General features: G+C 61.3%; 24 protein-coding genes. 9 read left to right on the top strand and 15 right to left on the bottom strand.

Annotation, left to right across the window (positions count from 1 at the left end; genetic code table 11):
• Window positions 1-6: 6 nt before the first annotated feature.
• Complete coding sequence (locus tag C0V73_RS12595) at window positions 7-1,542, bottom strand: HAMP domain-containing sensor histidine kinase (RefSeq protein WP_102020305.1); 1,536 nt, start codon at window positions 1,540-1,542, stop codon at window positions 7-9.
• Between the two features lie 119 nt (window positions 1,543-1,661).
• Here C0V73_RS12595 and C0V73_RS12590 point away from each other — a divergent pair, with 119 nt between their 5' ends.
• The 3 genes from C0V73_RS12590 (at window position 1,662) to C0V73_RS12580 (ending at window position 3,468) form a co-directional block, all read left to right on the top strand.
• Window positions 1,662-2,243 carry a thermonuclease family protein gene (locus tag C0V73_RS12590; protein WP_102020384.1) on the top strand — a complete coding sequence of 194 codons (582 nt, stop codon included), beginning with the start codon at window positions 1,662-1,664 and terminating at the stop codon, window positions 2,241-2,243.
• A 26-nt stretch (window positions 2,244-2,269) separates the two neighbouring features.
• A complete protein-coding gene (locus C0V73_RS12585) occupies window positions 2,270-2,914 on the top strand; it encodes a uracil-DNA glycosylase family protein (RefSeq protein WP_245407963.1) in 645 nt (214 codons plus the stop codon).
• Window positions 2,915-2,979: 65 nt separating this feature from the next.
• A complete protein-coding gene (locus tag C0V73_RS12580; RefSeq protein ID WP_102020303.1) occupies window positions 2,980-3,468 on the top strand; it encodes an Lrp/AsnC family transcriptional regulator in 489 nt (162 codons plus the stop codon).
• A gap of 27 nt (window positions 3,469-3,495) precedes the next feature.
• On the opposite strand, the gene C0V73_RS12575 is transcribed toward C0V73_RS12580, so the two are convergent.
• The 3 genes from C0V73_RS12575 to C0V73_RS12565 all read right to left on the bottom strand — a co-directional run bounded on the left by C0V73_RS12575 (window position 3,496) and on the right by C0V73_RS12565 (window position 6,911).
• Window positions 3,496-4,365 (bottom strand): NAD(P)-dependent oxidoreductase, encoded by an 870-nt coding sequence (locus tag C0V73_RS12575; protein WP_102020302.1) that lies wholly within the window; start codon window positions 4,363-4,365, stop codon window positions 3,496-3,498.
• Between the two features lie 72 nt (window positions 4,366-4,437).
• Entirely contained in the window at window positions 4,438-6,000 is a 1,563-nt protein-coding gene (locus C0V73_RS12570; RefSeq protein ID WP_102020301.1) for a hypothetical protein, read from the bottom strand.
• A gap of 92 nt (window positions 6,001-6,092) precedes the next feature.
• Window positions 6,093-6,911 carry a methyltransferase domain-containing protein gene (locus tag C0V73_RS12565; RefSeq protein ID WP_102020300.1) on the bottom strand — a complete coding sequence of 273 codons (819 nt, stop codon included), beginning with the start codon at window positions 6,909-6,911 and terminating at the stop codon, window positions 6,093-6,095.
• A gap of 125 nt (window positions 6,912-7,036) precedes the next feature.
• Here C0V73_RS12565 and C0V73_RS12560 point away from each other — a divergent pair, with 125 nt between their 5' ends.
• Entirely contained in the window at window positions 7,037-7,774 is a 738-nt protein-coding gene (locus tag C0V73_RS12560) for a DUF2270 domain-containing protein (protein WP_102020299.1), read from the top strand.
• A gap of 2 nt (window positions 7,775-7,776) precedes the next feature.
• Here C0V73_RS12560 and C0V73_RS12555 read toward each other — a convergent pair whose 3' ends face one another.
• The 4 genes from C0V73_RS12555 to C0V73_RS12540 form a co-directional block, all read right to left on the bottom strand.
• The gene (locus tag C0V73_RS12555; protein WP_006726048.1) at window positions 7,777-8,043 is read right to left on the bottom strand and encodes an usg protein; all 267 of its coding nucleotides are present in this window, start codon (window positions 8,041-8,043) and stop codon (window positions 7,777-7,779) included.
• 172 nt (window positions 8,044-8,215) lie between these two features.
• On the bottom strand, window positions 8,216-9,046 hold the full coding sequence (locus tag C0V73_RS12550) for an ABC transporter permease (protein ID WP_102020298.1): 831 nt from the start codon (window positions 9,044-9,046) through the stop codon (window positions 8,216-8,218).
• Window positions 9,043-9,846, bottom strand: a complete 804-nt coding sequence (locus C0V73_RS12545) for an ABC transporter permease (RefSeq protein ID WP_102020297.1) — start codon at window positions 9,844-9,846, stop codon at window positions 9,043-9,045. Before C0V73_RS12545 ends, C0V73_RS12550 begins: the two co-directional genes overlap by 4 nt.
• Before the next feature lie 111 nt (window positions 9,847-9,957).
• Entirely contained in the window at window positions 9,958-10,731 is a 774-nt protein-coding gene (locus tag C0V73_RS12540) for an ABC transporter substrate-binding protein (RefSeq protein WP_102020296.1), read from the bottom strand.
• Window positions 10,732-11,088: 357 nt separating this feature from the next.
• Between C0V73_RS12540 and C0V73_RS12535 the strand changes: the two genes are divergently transcribed.
• Entirely contained in the window at window positions 11,089-13,452 is a 2,364-nt protein-coding gene (locus tag C0V73_RS12535) for an OmpA family protein (RefSeq protein ID WP_102020295.1), read from the top strand.
• A gap of 66 nt (window positions 13,453-13,518) precedes the next feature.
• Here C0V73_RS12535 and mobB read toward each other — a convergent pair whose 3' ends face one another.
• Genes mobB through C0V73_RS12515 form a run of 4 tightly spaced genes read right to left on the bottom strand, consistent with a single transcriptional unit; the run spans window position 13,519 to window position 16,808 of the window.
• The gene (gene mobB, locus C0V73_RS12530) at window positions 13,519-14,040 is read right to left on the bottom strand and encodes a molybdopterin-guanine dinucleotide biosynthesis protein B (protein WP_102020294.1); all 522 of its coding nucleotides are present in this window, start codon (window positions 14,038-14,040) and stop codon (window positions 13,519-13,521) included.
• Window positions 14,037-14,663 (bottom strand): molybdenum cofactor guanylyltransferase MobA, encoded by a 627-nt coding sequence (mobA, locus tag C0V73_RS12525; protein WP_102020293.1) that lies wholly within the window; start codon window positions 14,661-14,663, stop codon window positions 14,037-14,039. Before mobA ends, mobB begins: the two co-directional genes overlap by 4 nt.
• A 4-nt stretch (window positions 14,664-14,667) precedes the next feature.
• Window positions 14,668-15,873, bottom strand: a complete 1,206-nt coding sequence (locus C0V73_RS12520) for a multidrug effflux MFS transporter (protein WP_102020292.1) — start codon at window positions 15,871-15,873, stop codon at window positions 14,668-14,670.
• A gap of 29 nt (window positions 15,874-15,902) precedes the next feature.
• Window positions 15,903-16,808, bottom strand: a complete 906-nt coding sequence (locus C0V73_RS12515) for a DMT family transporter (RefSeq protein ID WP_172450149.1) — start codon at window positions 16,806-16,808, stop codon at window positions 15,903-15,905.
• A 229-nt stretch (window positions 16,809-17,037) separates the two neighbouring features.
• Between C0V73_RS12515 and C0V73_RS12510 the strand changes: the two genes are divergently transcribed.
• Window positions 17,038-19,572, top strand: coding sequence for a HAMP domain-containing methyl-accepting chemotaxis protein (locus C0V73_RS12510; RefSeq protein WP_172450148.1), 2,535 nt, complete (start codon window positions 17,038-17,040; stop codon window positions 19,570-19,572).
• A 24-nt stretch (window positions 19,573-19,596) separates the two neighbouring features.
• Here C0V73_RS12510 and moaA read toward each other — a convergent pair whose 3' ends face one another.
• Window positions 19,597-20,583, bottom strand: coding sequence for a GTP 3',8-cyclase MoaA (moaA, locus tag C0V73_RS12505; protein WP_245407962.1), 987 nt, complete (start codon window positions 20,581-20,583; stop codon window positions 19,597-19,599).
• Between the two features lie 205 nt (window positions 20,584-20,788).
• On the opposite strand from moaA, the gene C0V73_RS12500 reads away from it, so the two are divergent.
• Complete coding sequence (locus tag C0V73_RS12500) at window positions 20,789-21,151, top strand: DUF971 domain-containing protein (RefSeq protein WP_102020288.1); 363 nt, start codon at window positions 20,789-20,791, stop codon at window positions 21,149-21,151.
• On the opposite strand, the gene C0V73_RS12495 is transcribed toward C0V73_RS12500, so the two are convergent.
• Window positions 21,132-21,623, bottom strand: coding sequence for a MarR family transcriptional regulator (locus tag C0V73_RS12495; protein WP_102020287.1), 492 nt, complete (start codon window positions 21,621-21,623; stop codon window positions 21,132-21,134). The two genes, C0V73_RS12500 and C0V73_RS12495, sit on opposite strands and share 20 nt — an antisense overlap.
• Before the next feature lie 47 nt (window positions 21,624-21,670).
• On the opposite strand from C0V73_RS12495, the gene C0V73_RS12490 reads away from it, so the two are divergent.
• Both C0V73_RS12490 and C0V73_RS12485 read left to right on the top strand, forming a co-directional pair.
• Window positions 21,671-22,594 (top strand): alpha/beta hydrolase, encoded by a 924-nt coding sequence (locus C0V73_RS12490; protein ID WP_102020286.1) that lies wholly within the window; start codon window positions 21,671-21,673, stop codon window positions 22,592-22,594.
• Window positions 22,595-22,664: 70 nt separating this feature from the next.
• Window positions 22,665-23,273, top strand: a complete 609-nt coding sequence (locus C0V73_RS12485; RefSeq protein WP_102020285.1) for a pyridoxamine 5'-phosphate oxidase family protein — start codon at window positions 22,665-22,667, stop codon at window positions 23,271-23,273.
• A 10-nt stretch (window positions 23,274-23,283) separates the two neighbouring features.
• Here the strand turns inward: C0V73_RS12485 and C0V73_RS12480 are convergent, their stop codons facing one another.
• A complete protein-coding gene (locus C0V73_RS12480; protein WP_102020284.1) occupies window positions 23,284-24,348 on the bottom strand; it encodes a GGDEF domain-containing protein in 1,065 nt (354 codons plus the stop codon).
• Between the last annotated feature and the right edge of the window lie 171 nt (window positions 24,349-24,519).

The raw sequence follows: 24,519 nt of genomic DNA, 5'->3' as shown, positions 1-24,519 counted from the left end.
CGCCGATCAGGCGAACTGGCGGCGGCGGGGCTCGACCGCCTTTGCTTCCGACACCGCAGGCAAGCTTTCGAGCACACGGCTCGAGGGCAGGATGGCGATGACTTCCGTGCCTTCGCGGAGCTTCGACTTGAGCTTGAACTCGCCGCCATGCTTGGACAGGATCGCCTGAACGATCGGCAGGCCAAGGCCTGTGCCCTGTTCGGCGCTCTTGATCGCAATCGAGCCCTGACCGAAGGCGGATAGCACCACGGGGATTTCGTTCTCCGGAATGCCGGGGCCGTTGTCGCGGATCGAGATGTATTGCCCGCCACCGGCGGTCCAGCCGGCCTTGACCATGATCTCTCCACCCTGCGGCGTGAATTTCACGGCGTTCGACAACAAGTTCAGGATAACCTGGCGCAGCGCCTTTTCATCGGCCCAGAGCGACGGGAGGTTGGCTTCGAATTGCTGCTCGATGCGGATGTTCTTCGATTTCGCGCGCAGCTGAATCATGCCGATGCAGTCCTCGGCCACTTCGAGCAGAGCCACGCTTTCTTCGCTGAGCTCGTATTTGCCGGCCTCTATGCGCGAGAGGTCGAGGATCTCGTTGATCAGTTCGAGCAGATGCGTGCCGGAGCGATGGATGTCGCCGGCATATTCCTTGTAGAGCGGGTTGTTCAGCGGTCCGAGCACTTCGGTCGCCATGACCTCCGAGAAGCCCAGGATGGCATTGAGCGGTGTGCGCAGCTCGTGCGACATGGACGCGAGGAATCGGGACTTCGCCATATTGGCTTCTTCCGCCCGACGGCGCGCCTCGTCGGAGAGGGACTTTGCCACTTCGAGTTCGGCGATCAGATCGTCTTTCTCCGTCTGGAAGGACAGGAGTTTCAGATTGGCCTGGTGAAGACGCTTAGTGATGTAGATGAAGAAGATGAGCGCCGTGGTGAAGACCGCGGTCAGTCCAAGATCCAGCATGTCTTGACCCCTGGCGGACACGTAGGTCAGCGCAACCACTGTCGGCAGGAAGCCGAAGAGCACGGCTTGGCGCAGCAGCATGCTCGCCATCGCGGTGATCGAGAGGGCCAGCAGAAGGACGGCACCCTTGTAGAAGGTGAAGGCGGTCGGATTGCAGGTCGCGCAGTCCTGAAGGGCAAAGATTGCCCAAGACATGCCCATGGCGACTTGGGAGAGCAGCAGGATGCGGCGCCAGCTGCTCTGGCTTTCCAGTGTGATCTCGGTCTTCGACGCCCGCTTGACGATCAAGATGCCGATCGCATGCATGGTGAGGGCAAAGAGACCCCAGACGATGAAATGGGGCTGCGCCGTGAAATAGGCACCGGAGCCAGCAATCAGAAGGATGATGATCGGGATGACGGCTGCACCCTGAAGGCAGGCTGCGATATGCATTGCGAGGATTTCGACGTCGAATGCGGGGGATGTGCCCTGGCCGGACTGCAGACGTTCACGCGTTGCACGAAGGGCGCGCGTCGTTGCCCTGCTGCGATCGTTTCGCGTCAGGTCGAGAACATTCTTGTCCGCCGATGTATCTACGCCGTTACTCATTGCGTTGCAGTCTTCCGCGCCCTTGGTGAACCCTAGCGGCGAATTCTTAAGAAGATCCTGTCTTGGAAGGATTTGTTTGCCATGTGTGAAAAGGATTCGTTCTTGAAATGGGTGGGAATGTGACGAGGCGCCTGAAGCACCTGCGGGACATCGTTGTGGCGCTAGCCATCCTGGCGCTGGCGCTGCTGATCATCGCCAAGCTGGAAAATGCACAGGCGCTGCGCTTCACTGGTCCGTTAATTGCCATAGACGGGGATACTCTTGCTGTCGCGGGCGAGCGATTGCGCATCGAGGGGATCGATGCGCCGGAACTCGGCCAGATCTGCGAGAGGGGCGACGGCTCGACCTATGCCTGTGGGGAAGAGGCGCGGCGGACGCTGAGAGCGCTCGCGTCCGATGGAGCTTGGGAATGCAGTGGCACGCGCCGCGACCGCTATCAGCGGCTGCTCGTCGCCTGCAAGCAAGGGCTTGATGACCTCGGCGAGCGTCTGGTGGCGGCAGGTGCTGCGGTCGCCGATGGGCGCTATCTTGTTGCAGAAGGCAAGGCACGAGCAGCAGGCGAGGGGATTTGGGCCGGACGGTTCGAGCGGCCTTCGGACTGGCGGCGGCTGAGGCAGGTCGAGGAGGCGGAACTTGCCGGCTGGGTCCAGGCGTTACTGCCCCGCTGGATATCGAACTGGTTCGAGGGAATGAGAGAATGACTGCCGATGCACCGACGCCGCCGGCGATGCCGCGTGGCGATCTGCCGCCGACGATTGACGCTTTGAGCCATGCGATCGCCCAGTGTCGGATCTGTCGTGACTGTCCGGCCGGCGGGCCGGAGCGGCGCATGCCGCACGAGCCCCGGCCGGTCGCCTATCTTTCGGCAACCGCCAAAGTGTTGATCGCGGGCCAGGCGCCGGGGCTTCGGGTGCATGAGACCGGTATTCCCTTCAACGACGCGTCGGGAGACCGGCTCCGGCTCTGGATCGGGGTAGACCGCGATACCTTCTATGATCGTTCGCGCTTTGCGATCGCGCCGATGGGCTTCTGCTTCCCGGGCTATGACGAGAACGGCCATGATCTGCCACCGCGCCGGGAATGCGCGCCGCATTGGCGCCAGACGGTGATGGATGCCATGCCGCAGGTGGAGCTGATCCTCGCGATCGGACAGTATGCGCAAGCCTGGCATCTCGGCAGTCTGAGGCGGAAGACAATGACCGAGACGGTCGCCCACTGGCGGGACTTCCTTCTCACCAACCGTGAGGGGCCGCGCGTGCTGCCCTTGCCGCATCCAAGCTGGCGCAATACCGGCTGGCTCAAGCGCCATCCCTGGTTCGAGGAGGAGGTGCTGCCCGTGCTGCGGCGCGAAGTTTCCTTGTTGATAGGCTGAAATGATTTTCCATAAATTTTAAGAAATCGGCTATATCACAGAAAATCAGTTTTACAGGACGTGTCATGGATCGCCTCGACCGCAAAATTCTCCGCATTCTCCAGGAAGACTCCACGCTCGCCGTGGCGGATCTGGCGAAGAAGGTCGGCCTGTCCACGACGCCATGCTGGCGCCGCATCCAGAAGATGGAAGAGGATGGCGTCATCCGCCGCCGCGTGGCGCTCTTGGATCCGGCCAAGGTCAACACAAAGGTCACGGTTTTCGTGTCGATCCGCACCTCCAGTCATTCGATCGAATGGTTGAAGCGGTTTTCCGAAGTCGTCTCGGAGTTTCCGGAAGTGGTCGAGTTCTACCGCATGAGCGGCGACGTCGACTATCTGCTGCGGGTCGTCGTGCCCGACATTGCAGCCTATGACGCTTTCTACAAGCGGATGATCGCCAAGATCGAGATCCGTGACGTCTCCTCGGCCTTTGCCATGGAGCAGATCAAGTACACGACCGAGCTGCCGCTCGACTACATGATGATCGACAATCAGAAGTCCCAGGAAGACTGAGGGGCGCCGTAGCGCCCCATCCGATGGTTATTTCTCCAGGCGTGCCAGCAGGGACGACGTGTCCCACCTGTTGCCGCCGAGCTTTTGCACCTCGCCGTAGAACTGATCGACCAGTGCCGTGACCGGCAGATTGGCGCCGTTGCTGCGCGCTTCGGTCAAGACGATGTCGAGATCCTTGCGCATCCAGTCGACGGCGAAGCCGAAGTCGTATTTGCCCTGGTTCATGGTCTTGTGGCGGTTTTCCATCTGCCACGAGCCGGCGGCGCCCTTCGAGATCACCTCGATGACCTTCTCAATGTCGAGGCCGGCCTTCTTGCCGAAATGCACGCCTTCAGCGAGACCCTGAACGAGACCGGCGATGCAGATCTGGTTGACCATCTTGGTCAGCTGACCGGCGCCTGCCGGACCCATCAGCCCTGTCATGCGGGCGTAGGCATCGATGACAGGCTTTGCCGTCTCGAAGGTCTCGGGCTCACCGCCGCACATGACGGTCAGCACGCCGTTCTCTGCACCGGCCTGGCCGCCGGAGACGGGTGCATCGATGAAGCCGCAGCCTTTCGCGGCGGTTGCTGCGGCAAGTTCGCGCGCGACCTCGGCCGAGGCGGTCGTGTTGTCGATCAAGATTGCGCCCGGTTTCATCGCGGCGATCACGCCGTTTTCGCCTGTCGTGACCGACCGCAAGTCATCGTCATTGCCGACGCAGGTGAAGACAAAATCGGCGCCGTCTGCAGCTTCTGCCGGTGTCAGGCCGTGGCTGCCGCCGAATTTTGCCACCCAGCTTTCCGCCTTGGCGGTCGTTCGGTTATAGACCTTCACCTCGTGGCCACCCTTGACCTTCAAGTGACCGGCCATGGGGAAACCCATCACGCCCAAACCGATGAATGCGACCTTTGCCATTACGTCTCTCCTGCCTTGCGCTGTGCGACATGCATAATCGAAGGCAGGACAGGACGAAAGGTCTCCGGATGGTCAATCCGCCTGAGCTGGATCATCAGTTTTGTTGCCGATCTTATGGTCGGGCGTCAGTTCCAGGCTCAATTGTCCAAGACGGCTCGAAATCTCGTTCCACAAGCGTCTCAAGCGACGGACATGCAGATCGTCGCCGATCCAGTCCATCAGGTGCTCGATGGCCCGCGATGACATTTCCTTGGTTTCGCTGATGGTCGTCAGTGCCCAGATGCTGAATTCCCGCGCATCGACCTCCTTGATTTGTCCATCGGCCCCCGGGATCAGGAACTTGGCCGTACTCTTTTCCTGCACATGTTTCATCGGACCGGTGGGCGCGAGGAGGACGGCCGCGTAGATCCTGTCAAAGGCATCGACGGCCTTTCGATCGGCGTCAGTGTCATCACTGCGGTTCTGCTTCAGGGCGCGTTCGAGATCGAAGATCGTGCGGACGTTGAACTGCCGCAGCAGCAGGAAACGGTCAAGGCCGACGACGCAGCACAGTTGCGCCTGGGCGATCCAGTCGACCGTCTGGTAGATGCCATAGGGCGTCTCGATATGCAGCATGATCGGATTGTAGGTGGCGAGCGACTGCACGTCGGAAATCCCGCATTCTTCAAGCCGGAAACGCGTGAAGAAGTCGATGCCATCGATGGCATCGAGCGGTACGACCCGTGTCCACTCAATGAAGCGGTTGTCCGATTGCTTGATCCAGTTGATCTGGCTGCCGACCTTGACCAGGATGAATTGCAAGACACTGCCCGGAAGCAGCCCGAAGGCCAGAGCGAGAAGTATCCAGAGCGAAGACAGCTCGCCGATTGGCGTGTTTCGTTCGATGCTCACGACTTCCTGTACGGCGCTCAGATCCGGTAAGGCGCGATAAAGTGCTGCCGATGCGAGGACCGAGATGACAATCATCGCCGCCTGACGGATCATCGTGTAGCCGTTCAGATCGAAGACTGCGAGCGCCTGGACGAGGTAGCGCAGCGACGAGAGATAGGCGCCGACGAAGGTGATGGCGGCGACGGTCAGGACGTTCTCGGCAAGTTGCCTCAGTTCGGTTGCCGATGCTTGTTCCGAGACCTGCATGCCGCCGACCGTCAGGAGGTTGAAGGCCGTCCCATTCAGACAGGTTGCCTCCGTGTCGAAACATCCGAAACCAGAGAGTGTCAGGACAAAGCCGGTCATGACGACGAACAGATATGGAAGGGCGGCGGCCAGCAACCGCAGGTCCCCCCGATTTAGAAAGAACCGGGTCTGGAAAATCGTATCGTTGATTTCCTTGACTATGCTTTCGGTCGAGCGAACTTCATTCCAGTCCTCGGACTTCCGTTCGTCCTTGCCCCTGACGTCTGCTGCGTATTTGGTCCGGACGAACTCGAATGACGGGCTTGTGCTGTCCTCCTGCTGATCGATGACAGGAAAAGTCTTCACGTAGTCACGGATGAGGCGTAGCCGTCGTAGCCTGATCTCATATCGCCCGAAGATCAGGGCGAAGATCGTGATGAAGGCTATCGAAAATGCGGCGACCAATGTCCATGCCATGGACGGGTCGGAAATGGCTTGCGCGGCAACTTCTGTTTGCATGGCTTCCCCCTTTTCTTGGGGGAAGCCTAGTGACTTGGTATTTGCTGGCCACTAATCGCATGCAATCTCCAGTGGAAATTACAATCCAGGATTTAGTTTCCTTTCTTTTTCGCAACAACCAGATGGCCAGGCGACGGTTCACCGTCCTGCATGCGGACGTTGATGTCGGTAATCTCGACCAATTCGAAGCCGGTGGCGGCCAGGCGCTCGCGCACATAGGTCTCGGCATGGACGAAGCGCTGATGCGGTCCGACCATGAAGGGGCGGTCTGCCATCACGTCTGCGGGCCTTGTCTCCGACGAGAAAACGAAGATGCCGCCTGCGGTCATGTTCTCGGCGGCGCCGAAGAAGAGCGGTTCCAGTGCGCCGAGATAGGGCAGCACATCGGTCGCGGTCACCAGGTCGAAGGCTTCGTCGTCGTTGTCTTCGAGGAAGTCCTCGAGTTCGGCGACGTAGAGGGTCTCATAGAGATCCTTTTCATGGGCGATCTCGACCATCTTCTCGGAGATGTCGATGCCCGTCATGTCGTCCACCATGTCGCGCAGCGCACCACCGGTCAGGCCGGTGCCGCAGCCGAGATCGAGCAGGCGCTTGAAGGGGCCGAGCTCAAGCGCCTGGAGGCGCTGGCGCACCATCATCGGCACGGTGTAGCCGAGCTGTTCGACAAGGATGTCCTCGAACGCGTCCGCATGCTGGTCGAAAAGCGTCTCGACATAGGCATCGGGTGCCTTGGGTGGGGCTTCTCCGCGTCCAAGCGCGGCAATGCGGACCGAAGCACCGCCATGGTCGTCGGGGTCGATGGCGAGGACTTCTTCGTAAGCCTTCACGGCTGCATCGATGTCGCCGGCCTTTTCGAGGGCGAGTGCGCGGTTATAGGCTTCCGCCAGGGCTTCTTCGTCGATCTTGGCCATGTGAGGCTCCTGTTTCCGTGGCCGGCTGCCGGCCTTTGCCGGTCGTCTAGCCGGTCGGGCGCTGCTTGGCAATGAAAACGGAACAGAGGACGACCTCTTGGTGTTTTTCGGGTATGGAGCCAAGCATGGAACAAACCGCACAGGAAAAAGCCGGCATCTTGCCGCTCGAAAGCGCAACGCCCGCCCGTCGCGCACCCGCCTTGCCAGCCAATTCGGCTGAGAAGGCCAATATGATCATCCACTACTACCGGGGTGAGATTGGCCGGATGACGAGCTGGCGCGACCGGATCGACCGGACGTCCAACTGGTCGATGACAGTCGTTGCGGGTCTGCTGTCGGTATCGCTTTCGACACCGGCCTCCCACCACGGCGTGGTGCTGTTCGCCATGCTGCTCATTTCTGTATTCCTGCTGATCGAGGCGCGGCGCTATCGCTTTTTCGATGTCTACCGGGCACGTGTACGCCAGCTTGAGCGGCATTACTTTGCACAGGCGCTTTTCCCGCAGGCGGAGCTGAAGGCCGATTGGGCGCAAGCGATTGCCGCCAGCCTGCGCAAACCGGTTTTCCTCATCGGCTACCGCGATGCACTCTTCCGCCGCATCCGGCGAAACTACATCTGGATGTATCTGATCCTGCTTCTCGCCTGGGCACTGAAGATCTCAAGCCCCAAGCTGCAGCAGGCCGAGATCCCGGCCGAGTTCGTCACCAGCGTCTGGCAGTTCGTCGAAAACGCCCATCTGGGGCCACTGCATGGCGGCGTCGTTCTGGCCTTAGTCGGCATGTTCTATGCCTCGCTGCTCATCGCGGTCGTATGTCGCGAACCTGACGACGGCGAATTTGCCCATGGCGAGGTGCATGTCTGACGTCAGTGAAGGATGAATTCGCCCTTCAGTGAGCGCCATTCGCTGGCTGCGATCATCTTCTTGTGCACATAGGTAACCGAGTGGAGCGGTCCCTCGATCTTGTCCTGCCAGAAGCGCAGGAAGCCGCGCATCTCCGGAAAGTCGGGAGCGAGATCGTAATGCTGCCAGATATAGGTCTGGAGCAGAGAAGGGTGGTCCGGCAGGCGATAGAGGATTTGGGCGGTGGTCAGCCCGTAACCCTTCAGCATCAGTTCCATTTCGCTGTTCATGTCCGTTGCTCCGTCTCCCGTGGCAGGGGATCGGCGCGGACGGTTATATCGCTTCCGCGACCGACCGGGGCCGCGACCGACGCGGGCCCTGCCACCATGGAAACACCGCGTTGTGAAGGAAGTCCTAATGCAGATTTGGCCGCGACACGCCTGTCGCGGCCGAGTGCCAAACTCAGCGCTTTAGATGCCGTGTGAGGCGGGCCTCGATGGCGGCCCAGGTGTGACGCAGGGTCTCGACAATGGCGAGGTAGAAGATCGCCGCCCAGAGATAGGTCTGATAGTCGAAGGTCCGCGAGAAGGCGTAGCGGGTCTGGCCCATCAGGTCGAGAACGGTAACGACCGCGACGACCGCCGAACCCTTGATCATGAAGATGATCTCGTTGCCGTAGGGGCGCAGGGCGACGATCAGGGCCTGGGGCAGGATGATCTTCCAGAACGTCACCGATGTGGGCAGGCCGAGCGATTTTGCGCCCTCGGTCTGTCCGCGCGGCACGCTTTCGATCGCGCCGCGCAGAATTTCCGCCTGATAGGCGGCCGTGTTCAGCGTCATGGCGAAGAGCGCGCAGTACCAGGCCTCACGGAAGAACCACCACAGGCCGACCGCTTCGATCTGCGGGCGGAAGGAGCCCAGGCCGTAATAGATCAGGAAGATCTGCAGCAGCATGGGCGTGCTGCGGAAGACGTAGACATAGGTGTAGGAGATCGCGTTCAGAACAGGGTTCTTCGCCATACGGGCAAAGGCGACAGGGACCGAGAGAACAGCGCCGAGCGTGATGGAGATCGCGGTCAGTGCGAGGGTGGTTGCCAGCCCGTTCAGATAGCGTGGGCCATAGCGGCTGACCTTCTCGATGTCCCAGTTGGACACGACGGACCAGAGCAGGGCGGCACCCAGAACCAGCCAGAGGCCGACCAGGAGATAGCCGAGCACACGCGTCCCGGTGATCTTGCTGGCGCGGGCGGCGGGGGCTGGGCGAGCCGGGATGATTTCCAACGCATGGCTCATCGGCTTGCCTCCGAACGGTTGGCCCAGCGCGATATGGCGTTCAAGCCCACGGACGAAATGCTCGCAAGCACAAGATAGATAAGACAGGCGAGCCCGTAGAAGAGAAAGGCTTCCTTGGTGACTCGTGCTGCGACGCCGGTCTGCCTCAGGATGTCGGTGAGGCCGATGACCGAGACGAGTGCTGTGTCCTTGAGAAGCACCAGCCACAGATTGCTGAGGCCAGGCAGGGCTATCCGGATCAATTGCGGGATGATGACCAGCGACATGGTCTTGCGCCGGGAGAGGCCGACAGCACTGCCGGCTTCGTATTGACCTTTCGGTATGGCACGGAAGGCGGAGAGCAGCACTTCGGAGGCGTAGGACGAAAAGACGACCGACAGGGCAAGCATGCCGGCAAAGAAAGCGTTGATCTCGATCCGCTGCTCGCTTCCGAGCCATGTCATGAGAGACTGCAAGGCGATCTGGAAGCCGTAATAGACGATGAACAGGGTCAGCAGTTCCGGGAGGCCGCGGAAGATCGTCGTGTAGATGCCTGCCGCCATCCGCAGGCTGCGTTCATGCGACTGCATAGCGAGCGCAATGGCAAAGCCGAGCATCAGGCCGAGCGGCAAGGTCACCAGTGCCAGCGATATCGTAATCTTGACGCCGAAGGCGATGTCATCGCCCCAGCCTGCGTCTCCGCAGGCAACGAGCGTATCGGCTGCCAGAAGCCGGAAGACGCCCACCGGGCCACAGAATGGATCAAAGGTGTAGGTGATCCAGGCCCAGATCGAACCGAGCGCGGAGGACAAACTGTCCATTCGCTTTTTCCCCTTTGGCGGTTTGCCCGCCTTTTGATGTTATGCCGTACAAATGCAAAATGGCGGAAGTGTTCGACTTCCGCCACTCGTTTTCGTTAGACGATGCGGCGATCAGTTGCCGTAGACGTCGAAATCGAAATATTTCTTGTTGATTTCGGCATACTTGCCGCTGGCGCGGATGGCTTCGATCGCGGCAGAGAACTTGTCTGCGAGCGCGGTTTCACCCTTGCGCACTGCGATGCCTGCGCCTTCGCCGTTGATCTCGACGTCCACTTCGAGCGGGGTCAGGATCTTGCAGCAGGTGCCGGCGTCCGACTTCAGCCACTCCGACAGGACGACGATGTCGTCAACGACTGCGTCCACGCGTCCGCCTTCGAGGTCGAGCTTGTATTCGTCAGCGGTCGGATAGAGCTTCAGTTCGGAATCCGCCATGTGCTTTTCAGCGTAGTTGGCGTGCGTCGTCGAAGACTGCGCGCCGATCGTCTTGCCCTTCAGGCCGGCTAGATCGGTGATCGGCGAATCCTTCGGCACGGCGACGGCCGGCGGCGTGTTGTAATACTTCTTCGAGAAGTCGACCTTCTCGAGACGCTCGGGCGTGATCGACATGGAAGCGATGATCGCGTCGAACTTCTTGGCCTGCAGCGCCGGGATGATGCCGTCCCAATCCTGGGTCACGAACTCGCAGGAGACCTTCATTTCTTCGCAAAGCGCCTTGGCGATGTCGATGTCGAAGCCGACGAGGGAGCCATCAGCTTCCAGGTTGTTGAAGGGCGGGTAAGCGCCTTCGGTGCCGATGATCAGCTTCTCTTGAGCCATGGCCGAGCCGGCAAAGAGCGACAGGGCAGCGATCGAAGCTGCGGCCAGAAAACGTGTCGGAATACGCATAGGATCCTCTCTGTTGGGTGGACGCCGTTTGTTGTTGTGAGGCGGCTGTCCGTGATCGTGTGGCATGGTCGGCCACACTTGGGCCCAATATTCGTCTTGTTTGAGTGACGAAATCAACAGGAAACAATGTCGCTTGCAAAAAATGCACGCGTTGATGACCGTGAAGGGCTGACAATCTTTCGGAACGGCATCGAACATGGCTTATGGAGCAAAAGACGTCCGAACTCGTTCAGGCAGGGTTAATGACGCGGAACCTAGCTTGGCGGCAGTGACTGGACGCGTCGTCGACCTCGTTATTGAACGTCATCGTCCGAAGGATCCCGTCGGTTACGATGTGTAGGGAAGGAAACAGGAAGAATGTTGAAAAATAGATTGCTGGCCACGGTTGCGATCCCCGTGCTGTCGGTGGCGATGATGGGGCAGCCCGTCATCGCTTCAACCAGCAGCATGGGCGAGAGCCAGAATCAGTCGCGCCAGGCGGAAGAGGCCCTGATCCAGTTGGCCCAGGCCGTGGTCTGCAGTGACGGTAGCGAAGCAGCCGATGCCGAAACCTGCGCCGCCCGCGACGCACAGGCCGCTGCCGAAGCAGAAGCCCAGCGCGCGGCCGAGGAAGAGGCACAGCGTGCTGCTGCGGAAGAGGCGCAGCGTCAGGCTGAAGCCGAAGCGGAAGCCCAGCGTGCTGCCGAGGCGGAAGCCGAGGCACAGCGTGCTGCGGAAGCTGAGGCCGAAGCACAGCGTGCCGCTGAAGCGGAAGCCGAAGCTCAACGCGCTGCTGAAGCTGAAGCCCAGCAGCAGGCGGAAGCCGAGGCAGAGGCTCAGCGTGCCGCCGAGGCAGAAGCCGAAGCCCAACGCGCTGCGGAAGCAGAGGCCGAGGCACAGCGCGCCGCTGAAGCGGAAGCTCAGCAGCAGGCCGAAGCAGAAGCCGAAGCCCAGCGCGCAGCCGAGGCCGAAGCGGAAGCCCAGCGTGCTGCGGAAGCAGAAGCCGAAGCTCAGCAGCAGGCTGAAGAAACGCAGCCGGTCGAGGAACCGCAGGCCGTGACCTGCGCCGATGGTTCGCGGGCAGCCTCCGAGGACGAGTGCGCGCCTCCGGCACCGCAGCCGACCGAAGAGGAGCAGCCGGCCGAAGAACAGCCAACCGAAGAGCAGCCCGCTGAAGAACAGCAGCCGTCTGAGGAAGAGGCTGCACCCGAGCAGACCGAAGAGCAGGCTCCCGCGGCTGAGGAAGAACTGCGCCCCGGTCAGGACGCCGCTGGCGAAGAGCCCACAACGGAAGGCGAAGTGCCTGCCGATCAGGCTGAACAGCCGACCGACGAGCAGCCCGCGGAAGAGCAGGCAACCGGTGAAGAAGTGCCCGCCGAAGCCCAGCCGGAAGGCGAGCAGGTTCTCGTTCCTGCCGTAGAACCGCCGGCCGATCAGCCGGTGCAGGAGATCACCGACACCCGCACGACCGAAGAGAAGGAAGCCATCGCCGAGGATCCGTCCCAGACGTCCGAGACGGTCGTTCTGCCGGTTGAAAACGGTGCTGCCGTCCTCGACAGCGACAAGGATGCCGACAATTCAGGCGGCGAGGGTGTGCGCGAGCAGCGCAACGAACTGCGTGCCCAGGAAGACGTCGCTCCTCCGCCGGAAAGCGATGCTGAGGCTCAGGTCGAAACGACGGCCGCCGACCAGGAGACGATGCAGGCAACGATCGCCGAAGAGGGTACGACGCTCGATGCTGCGCCGACCTTCGAAGTGCCGACCTCTGTGACCAACAACGTGTCGAACAGCACGGTGACCAACAATGTCACGAACAACGTGACCAATAACGTCACCAACAACACGATCGTGCAGAACAACGTGGTCAATCAGGTCACGGAAGTCCGTGTCGTCGAGCAGATCGACAACCGGACAGTCATCAATGTCGGCAACCGGATCATCGTTCGCGGCGATGATCGTCAGCGTCTGCGCTACGATGCGGAAGAGACTTACTACGAGCAGCTCCCGCGTGGCCGTACACGTGAGACCATCGAACGTGCCGACGGCAGCAAGCTGGTCACGGTCTACAATCGCTACGGCGACGTCATCATTCGCTCGCGCATATCGCCGCGCGGTCGTGAATACGTCCTGATGTATTCGCCGGAAGCTGACAGCGAACGTCCGACCATGTATGTCGATGTCGGTCTGTCCCTGCCGCCGATGCGTCTGACCATCCCGGTCGACGACTACATCGTCAGCACGACGCGTTCGCCGGATCGTGACTACTACGACTTCCTCGCCCGCCCGCCGGTCGAGCGTGTCGAGCGCGTCTATTCGATCGACGAAGTGAAGTCGTCGGCCCGTATCCGCGACAAGGTTCGTCGTATCGATCTCGATACGATCACCTTCCCGTCGGGTTCTGCCGAGGTGCCGCTGGAGCAGGCTCGTACCCTGCGTAAGGTTGCGCAGGCGATGGAGCAGCTGCTTGAAAAGGATCCGGGCGAGGTCTTCCTGATCGAAGGCCATACGGATGCCGTCGGTTCGGATCGTTCGAACCTCGTGCTTTCCGACCAGCGTGCGGAAACCGTAGCCAACCTCCTGACCGAAGTTTACGGCATCCCGCCGGAAAACATGTCGGTCCAGGGTTACGGCGAGCGCTTCCTGAAGATCCGCACGGAAGCAGCCGAACAGCAGAACCGCCGCGTCGCCATCCGCCGCGTGACCACGCTGGTCCGCCCGGCCGGCGTGTCGAGCAACGACTGATCACGAGAACCCAAGTAAAAGGGCCGCCGGAGAAATCCGGCGGCCCTTTTTTCGTTCTGGTTGGCTTCAGTGCTTGGGAGGGAGTTGCGTGACCTGGGCGATGAAGTCCGCAATCGCCGCGGTGTCGTCGAGATCGAAGACCGGCAGATCCGTGTCCGTCACGGCATGGTCGGCTGCGATTGCGCGGATATGCGGATCGGTCGGCGCTAGTGGCTCCCGATTGTTCGCGGCCTGCCTGCGGGCCTCGATCTTCGGCACCGGTTCGCGCTTGTAGCCTTCAATCAACACCAGGTCGCAGGGACCGATGCGGGAGAGGATCTTGTCGAAGCTCGGCTCAGGCGCACCGCGCAGTTCATGCATGATGGCGTAGCGAGTGCCCGAGACGATGACCACCTCGTGGGCGCCTGCCTCGCGGTGGCGATAGCTATCCGCTCCGACCTTATCGATGTCGAAGTCATGATGGGCGTGCTTTATGGTCGAGATCCGATATCCGCGTCTGGTGAACTCCTCGACCAGACGCACGGCGAGCCCCGTCTTGCCGGAATTCTTCCAGCCGGCGATGCCGAAAATGCGGGGGCTGGTCGTCACAAGTCACCTCGTTCGAGAAGAGTGGCGGCAAGCGCCAGATCCTCTGGCGTGTTGATGTTGAAGAAGGGATCGACGGGTCCTGACGGGCCATCCAGGAGCGCAAATTCGACCGTTCTTGAGGGGTGACGGGCGACGAAATCGAAGACACGGCGATGATCTGGATCATCCAGCCATCTGTCGAGGTCGTCTGCCAGCGATAGCGGCCAGAGAGCGGTGACGGGATGCGCGCGACCGGCACAGGCTGCCATCACGATCGTGCCGCTGTCGGCCTGTTCTGCGAGGCGGGTGACGAGGTCGCGGGGCAGGAAAGGCGTGTCGCAGGGCGTGGTCAGAATATGGGTGGGCGCTTCTCCATCCTCCGTGCAGGCCCTCAGACCGGCGAGCACACCGGCGAGCGGACCCGGCCGATCCGGCTTCGTATCCGGGAGCAAAGTCAGGGTGCCGGCAAGTGGATGGTCGAGCGGTGCGTTGAGAACGACCGTGGAGACCTGCGGCTCCAAGCGCCGTGCGATGTGCAGCGCAAGGGGTGTTCCACCGAGCTCAATGATTGCCTTGTCCGTGCCCATCCGCCGGGATAGGCCGCCTGCGAGGATGACTGCGGGAGGGCGAGCGTCCGGGTTCATGTGTTCACCGCTCTTCACCCGGCGCGAACCGCAGGAAGATCACGGCGATCAGCGCCAGCACACAGCAGGCAAGCATGACCAGCAGCAGCGGCATGGCTCCCGTCTCGACCGACAGGATGCGGGAGGCCAGCCAGGAGACGAAGGCGCCTCCGCCCATGGTGATGGCGCCGCCCAAACCGGAGGCCGAGCCGGCAAGCTCGGGGCGGACGCTGACGATGCCGGCATTGGTGCTCGGCAGAGACAGGCCATTGCCGAAGCCAACAACGACCTGGGGGGCGAAGAAGGCAATCGACGACACGAAGCCCTGGAGGAAAAAGAGAATGGGGACTGCCGCGCCCACCAGTGCAACGATGCCGCCCACCAGCATCATCATGTCGATGCCGGCGCGCCTTGCAAACCGGCCCGAGAGGTAGTTGCCGGCAATGTAGCCGGCGGCGATGAACATGAATTGCAGGCCAAGCACGCTCGGTGTCAGGCCCATCAGCGTGCCGCCGACGAAGGGCGCACCACCGAGAAAGGCGAAGAAGGCGCCTGAGGTGAAGGTGCCGGCCATGGTATAGCCCCAGAAGCGCGGCGAGGCGAGGAGGCGCGGCCAAGCCCGGAATTGCTGCGAAAAGCTGCCGCTTTTCTGGCGGTTCGTCTCGCCAAGATCCCGGTAGACGAGCAGAAGCACCAGGATTGCCGCAACGAGGATTGCCACGAAGTTTGAGCGCCAGCCAAAGCTGTCGCTGAGCAGGCCGCCAAGCGTCGGACCGATCATCGGGATCAACGTCATGCCCATGGTGACGTAACCGATCATTGAGGCTGCTTCCTCCATCGGCACCATGTCGCGGATGATGGCGCGGGACAGAACCAGTCCGGCAACGACGGCCGTCTGGACCATGCGCGCGATCGTCAGGACTTCGATCGAGGTCGCGACCACACAGACGAGGGAGGCAAGGATCAGGATGCAGAGTGCGCCGAGCATCACCGGTCGACGCCCGTAGCGGTCCGACAGAGGGCCGATGACCAGCTGGACGAGGGCCGTCATCGCGATGTAGCCGGAGACCAGGACCTGCACGCGGTCGTAGTCCACGCCCAGATCGGCCGCCATCGCCGGCAGTGCCGGAAGGAAGATGTTCATCGTCAGCGCCGAGAGGCCCGCGATCGCCACAAGGGTGAGGATGTGCGGGGCCGTGGTCCTGTCGAAGAAGCGGGAAACTTGCTGCACGCGTTCGTGTCCTTGGGCGCTGGCCTAGATCAGCCGGGAGAGGCCGGATCGGCGCGGCGGGCGAGTGCCGCCTTCTTCTTGCTCTCGCGATAGAATGTGTAGAGGCCGGAGCCGATGACAATGGTTGAGCCTACGACCATCCAGACATCCGGCGTTTCGTTGAAGAACAGCATGCCGAGAAGCACCGCCCAAAGCAGGCTCGTGTAGCGGAAGGGTGCGATGAAGGAGATCTCGCCCGTGCGCATCGCCATGATGATGGCCTGGTAACCGGCGAAGAGAAAGATCGAGGCAAAGGCCAGCCGGCCGAGTGCGCTGCCAGACATCGGCTGCCAGCCGCCAAAGACGGGGATCAAGAGGAGGCCGGCAAAGGAGATGGAGGCAGCTGTGAACAGCGTCACCGTCAGCGACGAGATGTTGGGATCGATGCGGCGGGTGACGAGATCGCGCCCGGCGGCCGTGATCACGCAGAGCACGATGTAGACTGAGGCAAGCGTGAAGCCTTCAGGCCCCGGCTGAATGATGACGAGGACGCCGATGAAGCCGAGACCGATCGCGGTCCAGCGCCGCCAGCCGACGGGTTCCTTGTAGAACAGCGCCGCACCCAGGGTTACCGCCAGCGGCAGCGACTGCAGGATCGCCGAAGCATTGGCGAGCGGCACCTGGCCGAGTGCTGCCAGGAAGGCGACGGCGGCGATGGTTTCCAGCACGATTCGAACCAGTATCAACGGCTGCAGGATGTTTCTGATGTGATCGAGCGCGCCCATGCGCCGGGCGACGATATAGACCAGAAGAGCCGTAAAGGCGCCGCGCACGAACATGATCTGCGCTACGGTCAGTTCCGCGGTTACCGATTTCGTCAGGGCGTCGTTGAATGTGAAGCCAGCCATCGAGATCGCCATCAGAAGGGCGCCTCGGGTGTTCTCGGATAATGCCATGCTCGATTCCCGTGCGTGTGGCCCGGTTCTAAACCAAGCGGCATGCGCGAGAAACCGTAATTCGGATGTTCCGCGCCTGAAACGATGCTGCAGTGCCAAAAACGCGGTCGGCGATTAACCTTTGTTCAAACTCCGGTCGACAAGCTCTGATCCGGCGCTGCATGAGGTGGTTCCGTTCCTTCGACCCTGCGCGATGATCTCGCAGGACATCGACCTCTCCGAGGGTCTTATGAGTTTTATTGATCGCCTCCTGCAAAGTCGCAGGATCGTCACCAAGGTATTGCTTTTCGTTGTTCCTCTCGTTCTGCTCATGGCCGGTGTCGGCCTTCTGGGCTATTGGACTGCCACCACTCTCAACGGCCATATGACCGTTACCCGTGCCACCATCGGCAATATCAGCGACTTGGAAACGCTGCAGCAGGGCCTGCAGGAATTCAGCCTCGATCCGACCGATGCGAGCAGGGAGGCTCTTCTTGCCGCGATCGATGGTCAGGAGAAGGGGCTCAATGTCCTCAACGGCGTGCTCGCGAAGCAGGCCCAGTCGGGCGATCTGTCGGCCTTGACCGGATTGCCGGCTCAGATGCGCGACCAGACAGCGGCTCTCTGGGCGAGCAAGACGACCCGTGAAGAGCTGGATGCCGGCCTGACCGCCGCCGTCGCTGCCTTGCAGGCGGAGAGCCAGCAGATCGTCAAACAGGTCGATTTTGTCCGCGACGATCTCGCCGGCAAGGAGCGCTTCGCCAAGGAGCTGCTGTTCGATGCCTCGGCCTTCAAGTCTTTGCTCGATCGGCTCGGTAAGCTGCGCGTTGGCGTGCAGATGGCCTTTACGCCTGAAGAGCAGCTTGCCGAGACGAAACTCTATCTCGGACCGATGCAGAAGGATCTGGCGAAAGCCAACGAGATCGCATCCGACAAGGGCAAGGTTCTGGTCGGCGAAGTTGGGGCTGCCATTGCGAAGATCGAAACGATCCTCGGTCAGTCGGCGCCTGACGATGTCAGGGCGCAGGACCTTGGTCGCGTGCTCGCCGAACTCGTCGAGATCGAACAGAAGATCACCTTGCAGGCTGCCAAGAACAGCGATGTCGCTGCCGATCGCTTCGTCAACCTCGACAAGCTCGTGGCCGAGCAGAAGGAATTGATGACGCTCGTCGACAGCGCTGCACTCACCATTGCGACGATTGAACTCCGCGTCCAGCAGATGCTGGGGACGCTGGATGATCAGAGCCGTGCAGTGGTCGTCGGTGAGGTGGAGGCGCTGCAGACGGTTGCCGCCCGCATCTCCGAGCTCGGCGCCAAGAACAGTGCTCTGCGCGATTTCCCGCAGAAGATCGCGCCGCATCTGGCGTCGATCACCGAGAGCTCCCAGGCCCGTCTCGATGCCGGCCGCGACTGGCAGGACAAGCGACTGGCCGCCAATGCGGCTGTCTCTTCCGCGATGGGATCGCTGCGCAATTTCGTCAGCCAAGCCCAGGAAATCGGCCGCGAGGACAGCGAGCGTTCTGCGACGATTTCAGTCATCACCATGGTGGTGGGCACGCTGCTTGCCATCATCGGCGGCCTGATGCTGGTCGAGACGCTGCGGGCGCCGCTGAAGCGCATCACCGGCGTCATGTCGAGGCTTGCCAGCGGCGATCTGTCGGTGCCGATCGAGGGCCGCAATCGCGGTGACGAGATTGGCGACATGGTGCGCTCGGTCACCGTCTTCCGCGATGCGGCACTTGAAAACCGGCGTCTCGAGGAGGAGGCAGAGGCGGCACGTTCGCGGTCCGAGCAGGAGGGCGCACAGCGTGCCCAGGAGCGGGCCCGCGTCGAGGCCGATCAGCGCTCTGCCCTCGAGGCCTTGTCCTCGGTGCTCGAAGCGCTCGCAAACGGACAGCTCAACGTTTCCATGCGTGACGACCTGCCGGCCGATTTCGTTGCCATGGCATCGACCTACAATCAGGCGGTCGAGGCGCTGCGTGCGACGCTCGAAGAGGTTCGGGCGGCCAGCGTCGACATCAATGCCGGGACCGAAAATCTTGCGGTTTCCGCCGATGATCTGGCACGCCGCACCGAACAGCAGGCGGCAGCACTCGAGGAGAGCGTGCGTGCGCTCTCACACTTGAGCGATGTCGTGCGCTCGACGGCAGATGGGGCAGGGCGCACCGCCCAGTCGGTCCAGTCCGCCCGCGATCATGCGCGGCAGTCTGGCGTGGTGGTCAAAAGGGCCGTCGAGGCCATGGCCGAGATCAGCCGTTCCTCGGAGAAAATCTCGACGATCATCGGCGTTATCGATGAGATCGCCTTCCAGACCAACCTTCTGGCACTCAACGCGGGTGTCGAGGCGGCACGCGCTGGTGAGGCCGGTCGTGGTTTTGCGGTGGTTGCTCAGGAGGTCCGTGATCTCGCCCAGCGCTGCGCTAATGCGGCCAAGGAGATCAAGACTCTGATCTCCGTCAGTGGCGGTCAGGTCAAATCGGGTGTCGAACTGGTCGAAAACACCGGGGCCGCGCTGCAGTCGATCATCGATCAGGTCGAGGAGGTTCAGGCGCTTGTCGAACGCATCTCCGCAGCGACCCGAGAGCAGTCGACCGGCATCAGCGAAGTGACATCTGCCGTGCGCGACGTCGAGCTGATCACGCAGCAGAACGCGGCCATGGTCGAGGAGAACAATGCCGAGATCCAGGGACTTCGCCAGCGCGTCGATATCCTGATGCACAAGATCTCGCGGTTCCGCACCGACACTCAGCGCGCAGAGACGCAGACCTATCGTCGTTCGGCTTGAACCAAAGGAAACAACCGGCGGCGATCAGCCGCCGGTTACGCTCATATGGCGTGCAACGGCCGGCTTGCGGTGGTTGCGATCGATGATGAAGTCGTGGCCCTTGGGCTTACGCGAAATGGCTTCGTCGATGGCTGCTGACAGATAGGCATCGTCATCCGAGGCGCGAAGTGCGGTGCGCAGGTCAGCGGCATCGTCCTGACCAAGACACATGTAAAGCGTGCCCGTGCAGGTCAGGCGCACGCGGTTGCAGCTCTCACAGAAATTGTGGGTGAGGGGGGTGATGAAGCCTAGGCGGCCGCCGGTTTCGCGCACCTCGACATAACGCGCCGGGCCACCGGTGCGATAGGGGATGTCGTCGAGGGTGAACTGTTCTTCGAGCCGTTGGCGAACCAGTGAGAGCGGCAGGTATTGGTCCGTCCGGTCTTCGTCCGTCTCGCCCATCGGCATGGTCTCAATGAGGGTCAGGTCCATGCCTTCGCCATGAGCGAAACGCATCAGATCCGGGATCTCGTGCTCGTTGAAATCCTTCAGCGCGACGGCGTTCAGCTTCACGTGGATGCCCGCCGCCTGGGCGGCGCGGATGCCTTCCATGACCTTATCGAGCTCGCCCCAGCGGGTGATCGTCTTGAACTTCACTGGATCGAGCGTGTCGATCGATACGTTGATGCGGCGGACGCCGCAGTCGGCGAGTTCGGCCGCATTCCGAGCAAGCTGCGAGCCATTGGTCGTCAGCGTCAGTTCGTCGAGGCCGCTTCCGATGTGGCGCGAGAGGCCACGGACCAGATGCATGATGTTCTTGCGGACCAGAGGTTCGCCACCGGTGAGGCGCAGCTTGCGAACGCCTTTGGCGATGAAGGCGGAACAGAGCCGTTCGAGTTCTTCCAGTGTAAGAAGGTCCTTTTTCGGCAGGAAGGTCATGTTTTCCGCCATGCAATAGGTGCAGCGGAAATCGCATCGATCCGTGACGGAGACGCGCAGGTAGGTGACGGCCCGTCCGAAGGGGTCGATCATCGGTGCGGCTCGGTCCACGAGCGGCTCGGCATTGCGCCAATTGGCGGGGGTATGGTCCAACAGGTTCCTCCTGTTCGTTTGATCCAATGTGGGGTCAAGCCCTTTAAGCGTCAAGCTGACATCGACTGTCGACTTGAAATTGGATTGCAAACAGACCGTGATCGCCCTAGGTCTGCTGCAGCCAAACGGAAGAGACGAGTGCCCCATGAGTGAGATCTGGCCGAGCGAATTGAAGGTGTCCAAAGATCGCCGTCTGCTGACGGTGACCTTCAACGACGGCGTTGTCGCCTCGCTTCCGGCGGAAATGCTGCGTGTGCTTTCGCCATCGGCGGAGGTCCAGGGGCATGGGCCTGGGCAGAAGGTCACGGTGCCCGGCAAGCGCAATGTCGGCATCCGCCAGATGACGCCGACGGGCAATTATGCCGTTCGCATCGGCTTTGATGACGGTCACGACACCGGCATCTTCACATGGCTTTATCTCCGTGAGCTTGGCGAGAGCGGCGGTGAAAAGTTCGCCGCCTACGAGGCAGAACTTGCCGAAAAGCGTCTCAGCCGCGATCCTCGCTGACTTCCAGATCCCCCATTTCATCCGATGACAGCATGCGCTGGATCAGCAGATCCATGTTGTCTGCGAGACGCTGGCAGTCCTCGATCGGCGTCGCCGACAGGGTGCGCTCGATGAGATCCGTCTGAATACGCATCGCCTTTTCGCTGAGCGCTCGTCCTTCGTCCGTCAGGGAAAGCCTGAGAATGCGCTTGTCCTTTGGGTCTGGTCGCCGCTCGAGCAGTCCACGTTTTTCCATCTGGGGCAGCAACATGCTCATATTGGAGCGACCGACGAGCAGCTTGCGAGCGAGTTCCTGCTGCGAGATTCCCTCGAAACGATAGAGATTGACCAGAATATCGAGATGCGGCGGCTTGATGTCGAGCGGCACCAGAGCGCGGCCCAAAGCTTGCTGCATCAACTGGCAGGCACGTGCGACTGAGATCCAGCTGCGAAAACGGGGATGGTCCCAGGGGAAGGCTTGCTTTTTGTTCATTCTTGTACTTTATTGTTCAGCATTGAACATTCGATGGGATTCTGACTATGCCATCCTTTCCTCTCAAGGTCACCCGCCTGGCTTTCGCGCAGCTCGAGAAGGCGTCACCTGCGCTTGCCGGTCGTATCGCCTTCGAGCTTTTCTGTCGAACGCCGAGCCGACGACCGAAAGGCGCCAAGGCGAAACAGGTCTTCATGGTGGGGCGCAATCGATTGCGGCAGGCGCAGACGGTGCGGCTTGCGCTGTCGCGCGGGATGGCCGCGGCCCATCTTTTGCCAACTGAGACCGTTGGCAAGAATGGGCACCGGATCCTGGTGGTGCATGGCTGGGGATCACGTGCCGAGTACCTGTCCGATCTGGCGCTCGGGCTTCGCCAGACGGGTGCGGAGGTCGTCGTTCTCGATCTGCCGGGTCACGGGGCGTCTAGCGGGCGGCGGCTGGACCTCAGGATTGCCGCTGAGGCCATCGTCGCTGCCGAGCGCCATTTTGGCCGTTTCGACGGTGTGGTCGGTCACTCCTTCGGCGGCGCAGCCGTGATGATGGCCGCTGGCTCTGTCTTTCCGGAACTGAAGCCACTGCAGGCCGCCCGGATCGCTCTGATCGGTTCGCCGTCGAGCATGGGAGAGGTGTTCAACGGTTTCGCCTCCATGGTCGGCCTTGGGCGCGGTAGCGTTGGAGCCATGCGCAATCGGGCGATGGAACTGGTCGGGGCGCAGGTCGAGGACCTCGATGGCGTCAGTGTGGCGCGCCGCATCGATCGGCCCTTGCTGGTGGTTCATGCCGAGGACGACAAGGAAGTCAATGTCGGTCACGCTCAACGCTATATCGGCGTGTCGCCGCATGTCCGGCATCTCTGGGCCAATGGCCACGGCCACCGGCGGATCGTCAGTGCGCCCGAGGTGATCGCTGCGGTCGCGTCCTTCCTCGCTGGGGCAGATGCGTCGGCCCAGGTTGATCGCCGGGTGTCATAGAAGCGTCATCGCCCTTGCCTAACCCGGGTTGCTGGATAGTGTTCAGAACCGGAAAGAGGAGAGTGCGGCAATGACGATCATCACATCCGTGGACGATTTGACGGCGATCTATGGCGCGGTGAGTGAAGCGTCGACCGCCAAGGTGACGCGAGCTCTGACGCCGGCCTATCGGCGGATGATCGACATGTCTCCCTTTGTAGCCCTTGCGACCGTCGGGCCGGAGGGGCTGGACTGCTCGCCGCGCGGCGATCGCGGGACAGTGGTGAGGGTCGAAGATGACCGGACGCTCGCTTTGCCGGATTGGCGCGGCAACAATCGGGTCGATTCGCTCATGAATATCGTGCGTGATCCGCGCGTGGCCCTGATGTTTCTTATCCCCGGCTCAAACAGCGTGATGCGCATCAACGGCCGCGCCGTTGTGTCGGTAGCGCCTGATCTTCTGCAAAGCTTCGAGATGGACGGCCGTCATCCACGCAGCGTCATCGTGATCACGATCGACGAAGCCTATTTCCAATGTGCGCGGGCCGTCATGCGGGCGGAATTGTGGGATGTCGAGAAGCACATCGCGGCCGATTCGCTGCCGACTCCCGGCGAAATGCTGAAAGCAGCGAAAGAGGACTTCGACCGAGAAACTTATGACCGGGAATGGCCCGAACGGGCCGCCAAGACCATGTGGTGACCGCGCCGGTTCAGCGCTTGTAGATCAGCCAGCTTTTGTTGAAGTCCTTCTTCATCCCGTCTTCATAAGGCTTGGTGCGATTGCGGCCGGCATTTTTGGCGCAATAGAGCGCGATGTCCGACTTGGCATAGAGTTCACCGGCGTCTTCGGCGTCGGGTGCCATTGCAAAGCCGAGCGAGATGGTGATCGGCCCGTAGTTTACGCCGGTCTTGGAATTCTTGAACGGCGTGGTCTCGAGCGCAATGCGGACGCGCTCGCAGGTCTGGTAGATTTCGTCCGCCGTGTTGCCTTCGATGATGATGGCAAACTCTTCGCCGCCCGTCCGTGCCACGAAGCTGTCCTTTCGGACATTGGCGCGGATCACGGTTGCGACCGTTGCGAGGATCTTGTCGCCAACGGGATGACCGTAGGCGTCATTGACCTTCTTGAAATTGTCGATGTCTGCCAGAACCAGTGCCGCAAGCGGCTTGGTGCCACTGGTGTAGATCGTTGCAAGCTTTTCGTCGAAGGCCCGGCGGTTGGCGATGCGGGTGAGCGAATCGGTGTTGGCGATGCGCTTGTATTCGTCGAGTTCGCGGCGAACCTCGTCCATTTCCTGGGAGCGCTGCGACATCTGCACGACCGTCTCCTCGCCATGGGCCATGGTGGAGCCGGTGGCTTCGGTCAGGATGTTGATGGCGCTGCGCAGGATGTCGGCGCTGTTGGTGCTCTTCGAATTGATCCGGTGATAGGTTTCGCCGAGCAGGCGGTTGTAGCTCTGCAGGGAGTTCTGCTCCTGCTGCAGAAGTCGCAGCAGCCCGTCCAGTTCGCCGATCAGCTTGCTGTGGACGTTTTCGATGGCTTTGGACTGGTGGGCGGCAAAATACTGTTCGCCGACGGCATCCAGCTCATCTTGCGTCGCACGGCTGCCGAGCGCTGCCAGTTCCCGGGTGAGAGATGGATTGGAGCCGATGAAGGCTTCGTAGAACAGCTCGTAATTGCGCGGGATTGGGGCAACCCCCATCGAGCGCATCGCGTAGGTGATCTGTGCCGCGACGTCAGGTGCCTGCGTCTTCGGCGGTGTCGCCGTGCTCATTCGGCCAACTCCAGTGGTCGCTCAGTCAAGGCCTTCAAAGGCCATAAGAAAAATTACAGGCAAATGATTGGAAAATGTTTAATGTTCGCGCAACGACAATTTGTCGGTGCGAAATGAGCGGCAATCGCTCTTTTTTGATAAGTATCTGCGAAATAAGGAATAATCGCCGTT

Source organism: Rhizobium sp. TH135, assembly GCF_002855515.1.
In the GTDB taxonomy this organism is placed as follows: Bacteria; Pseudomonadota; Alphaproteobacteria; order Rhizobiales; family Rhizobiaceae; genus Allorhizobium.
The sequence above is the reverse complement of the archived record's forward strand: the minus strand, read 5'-3'. Positions and strand labels throughout refer to the sequence as shown.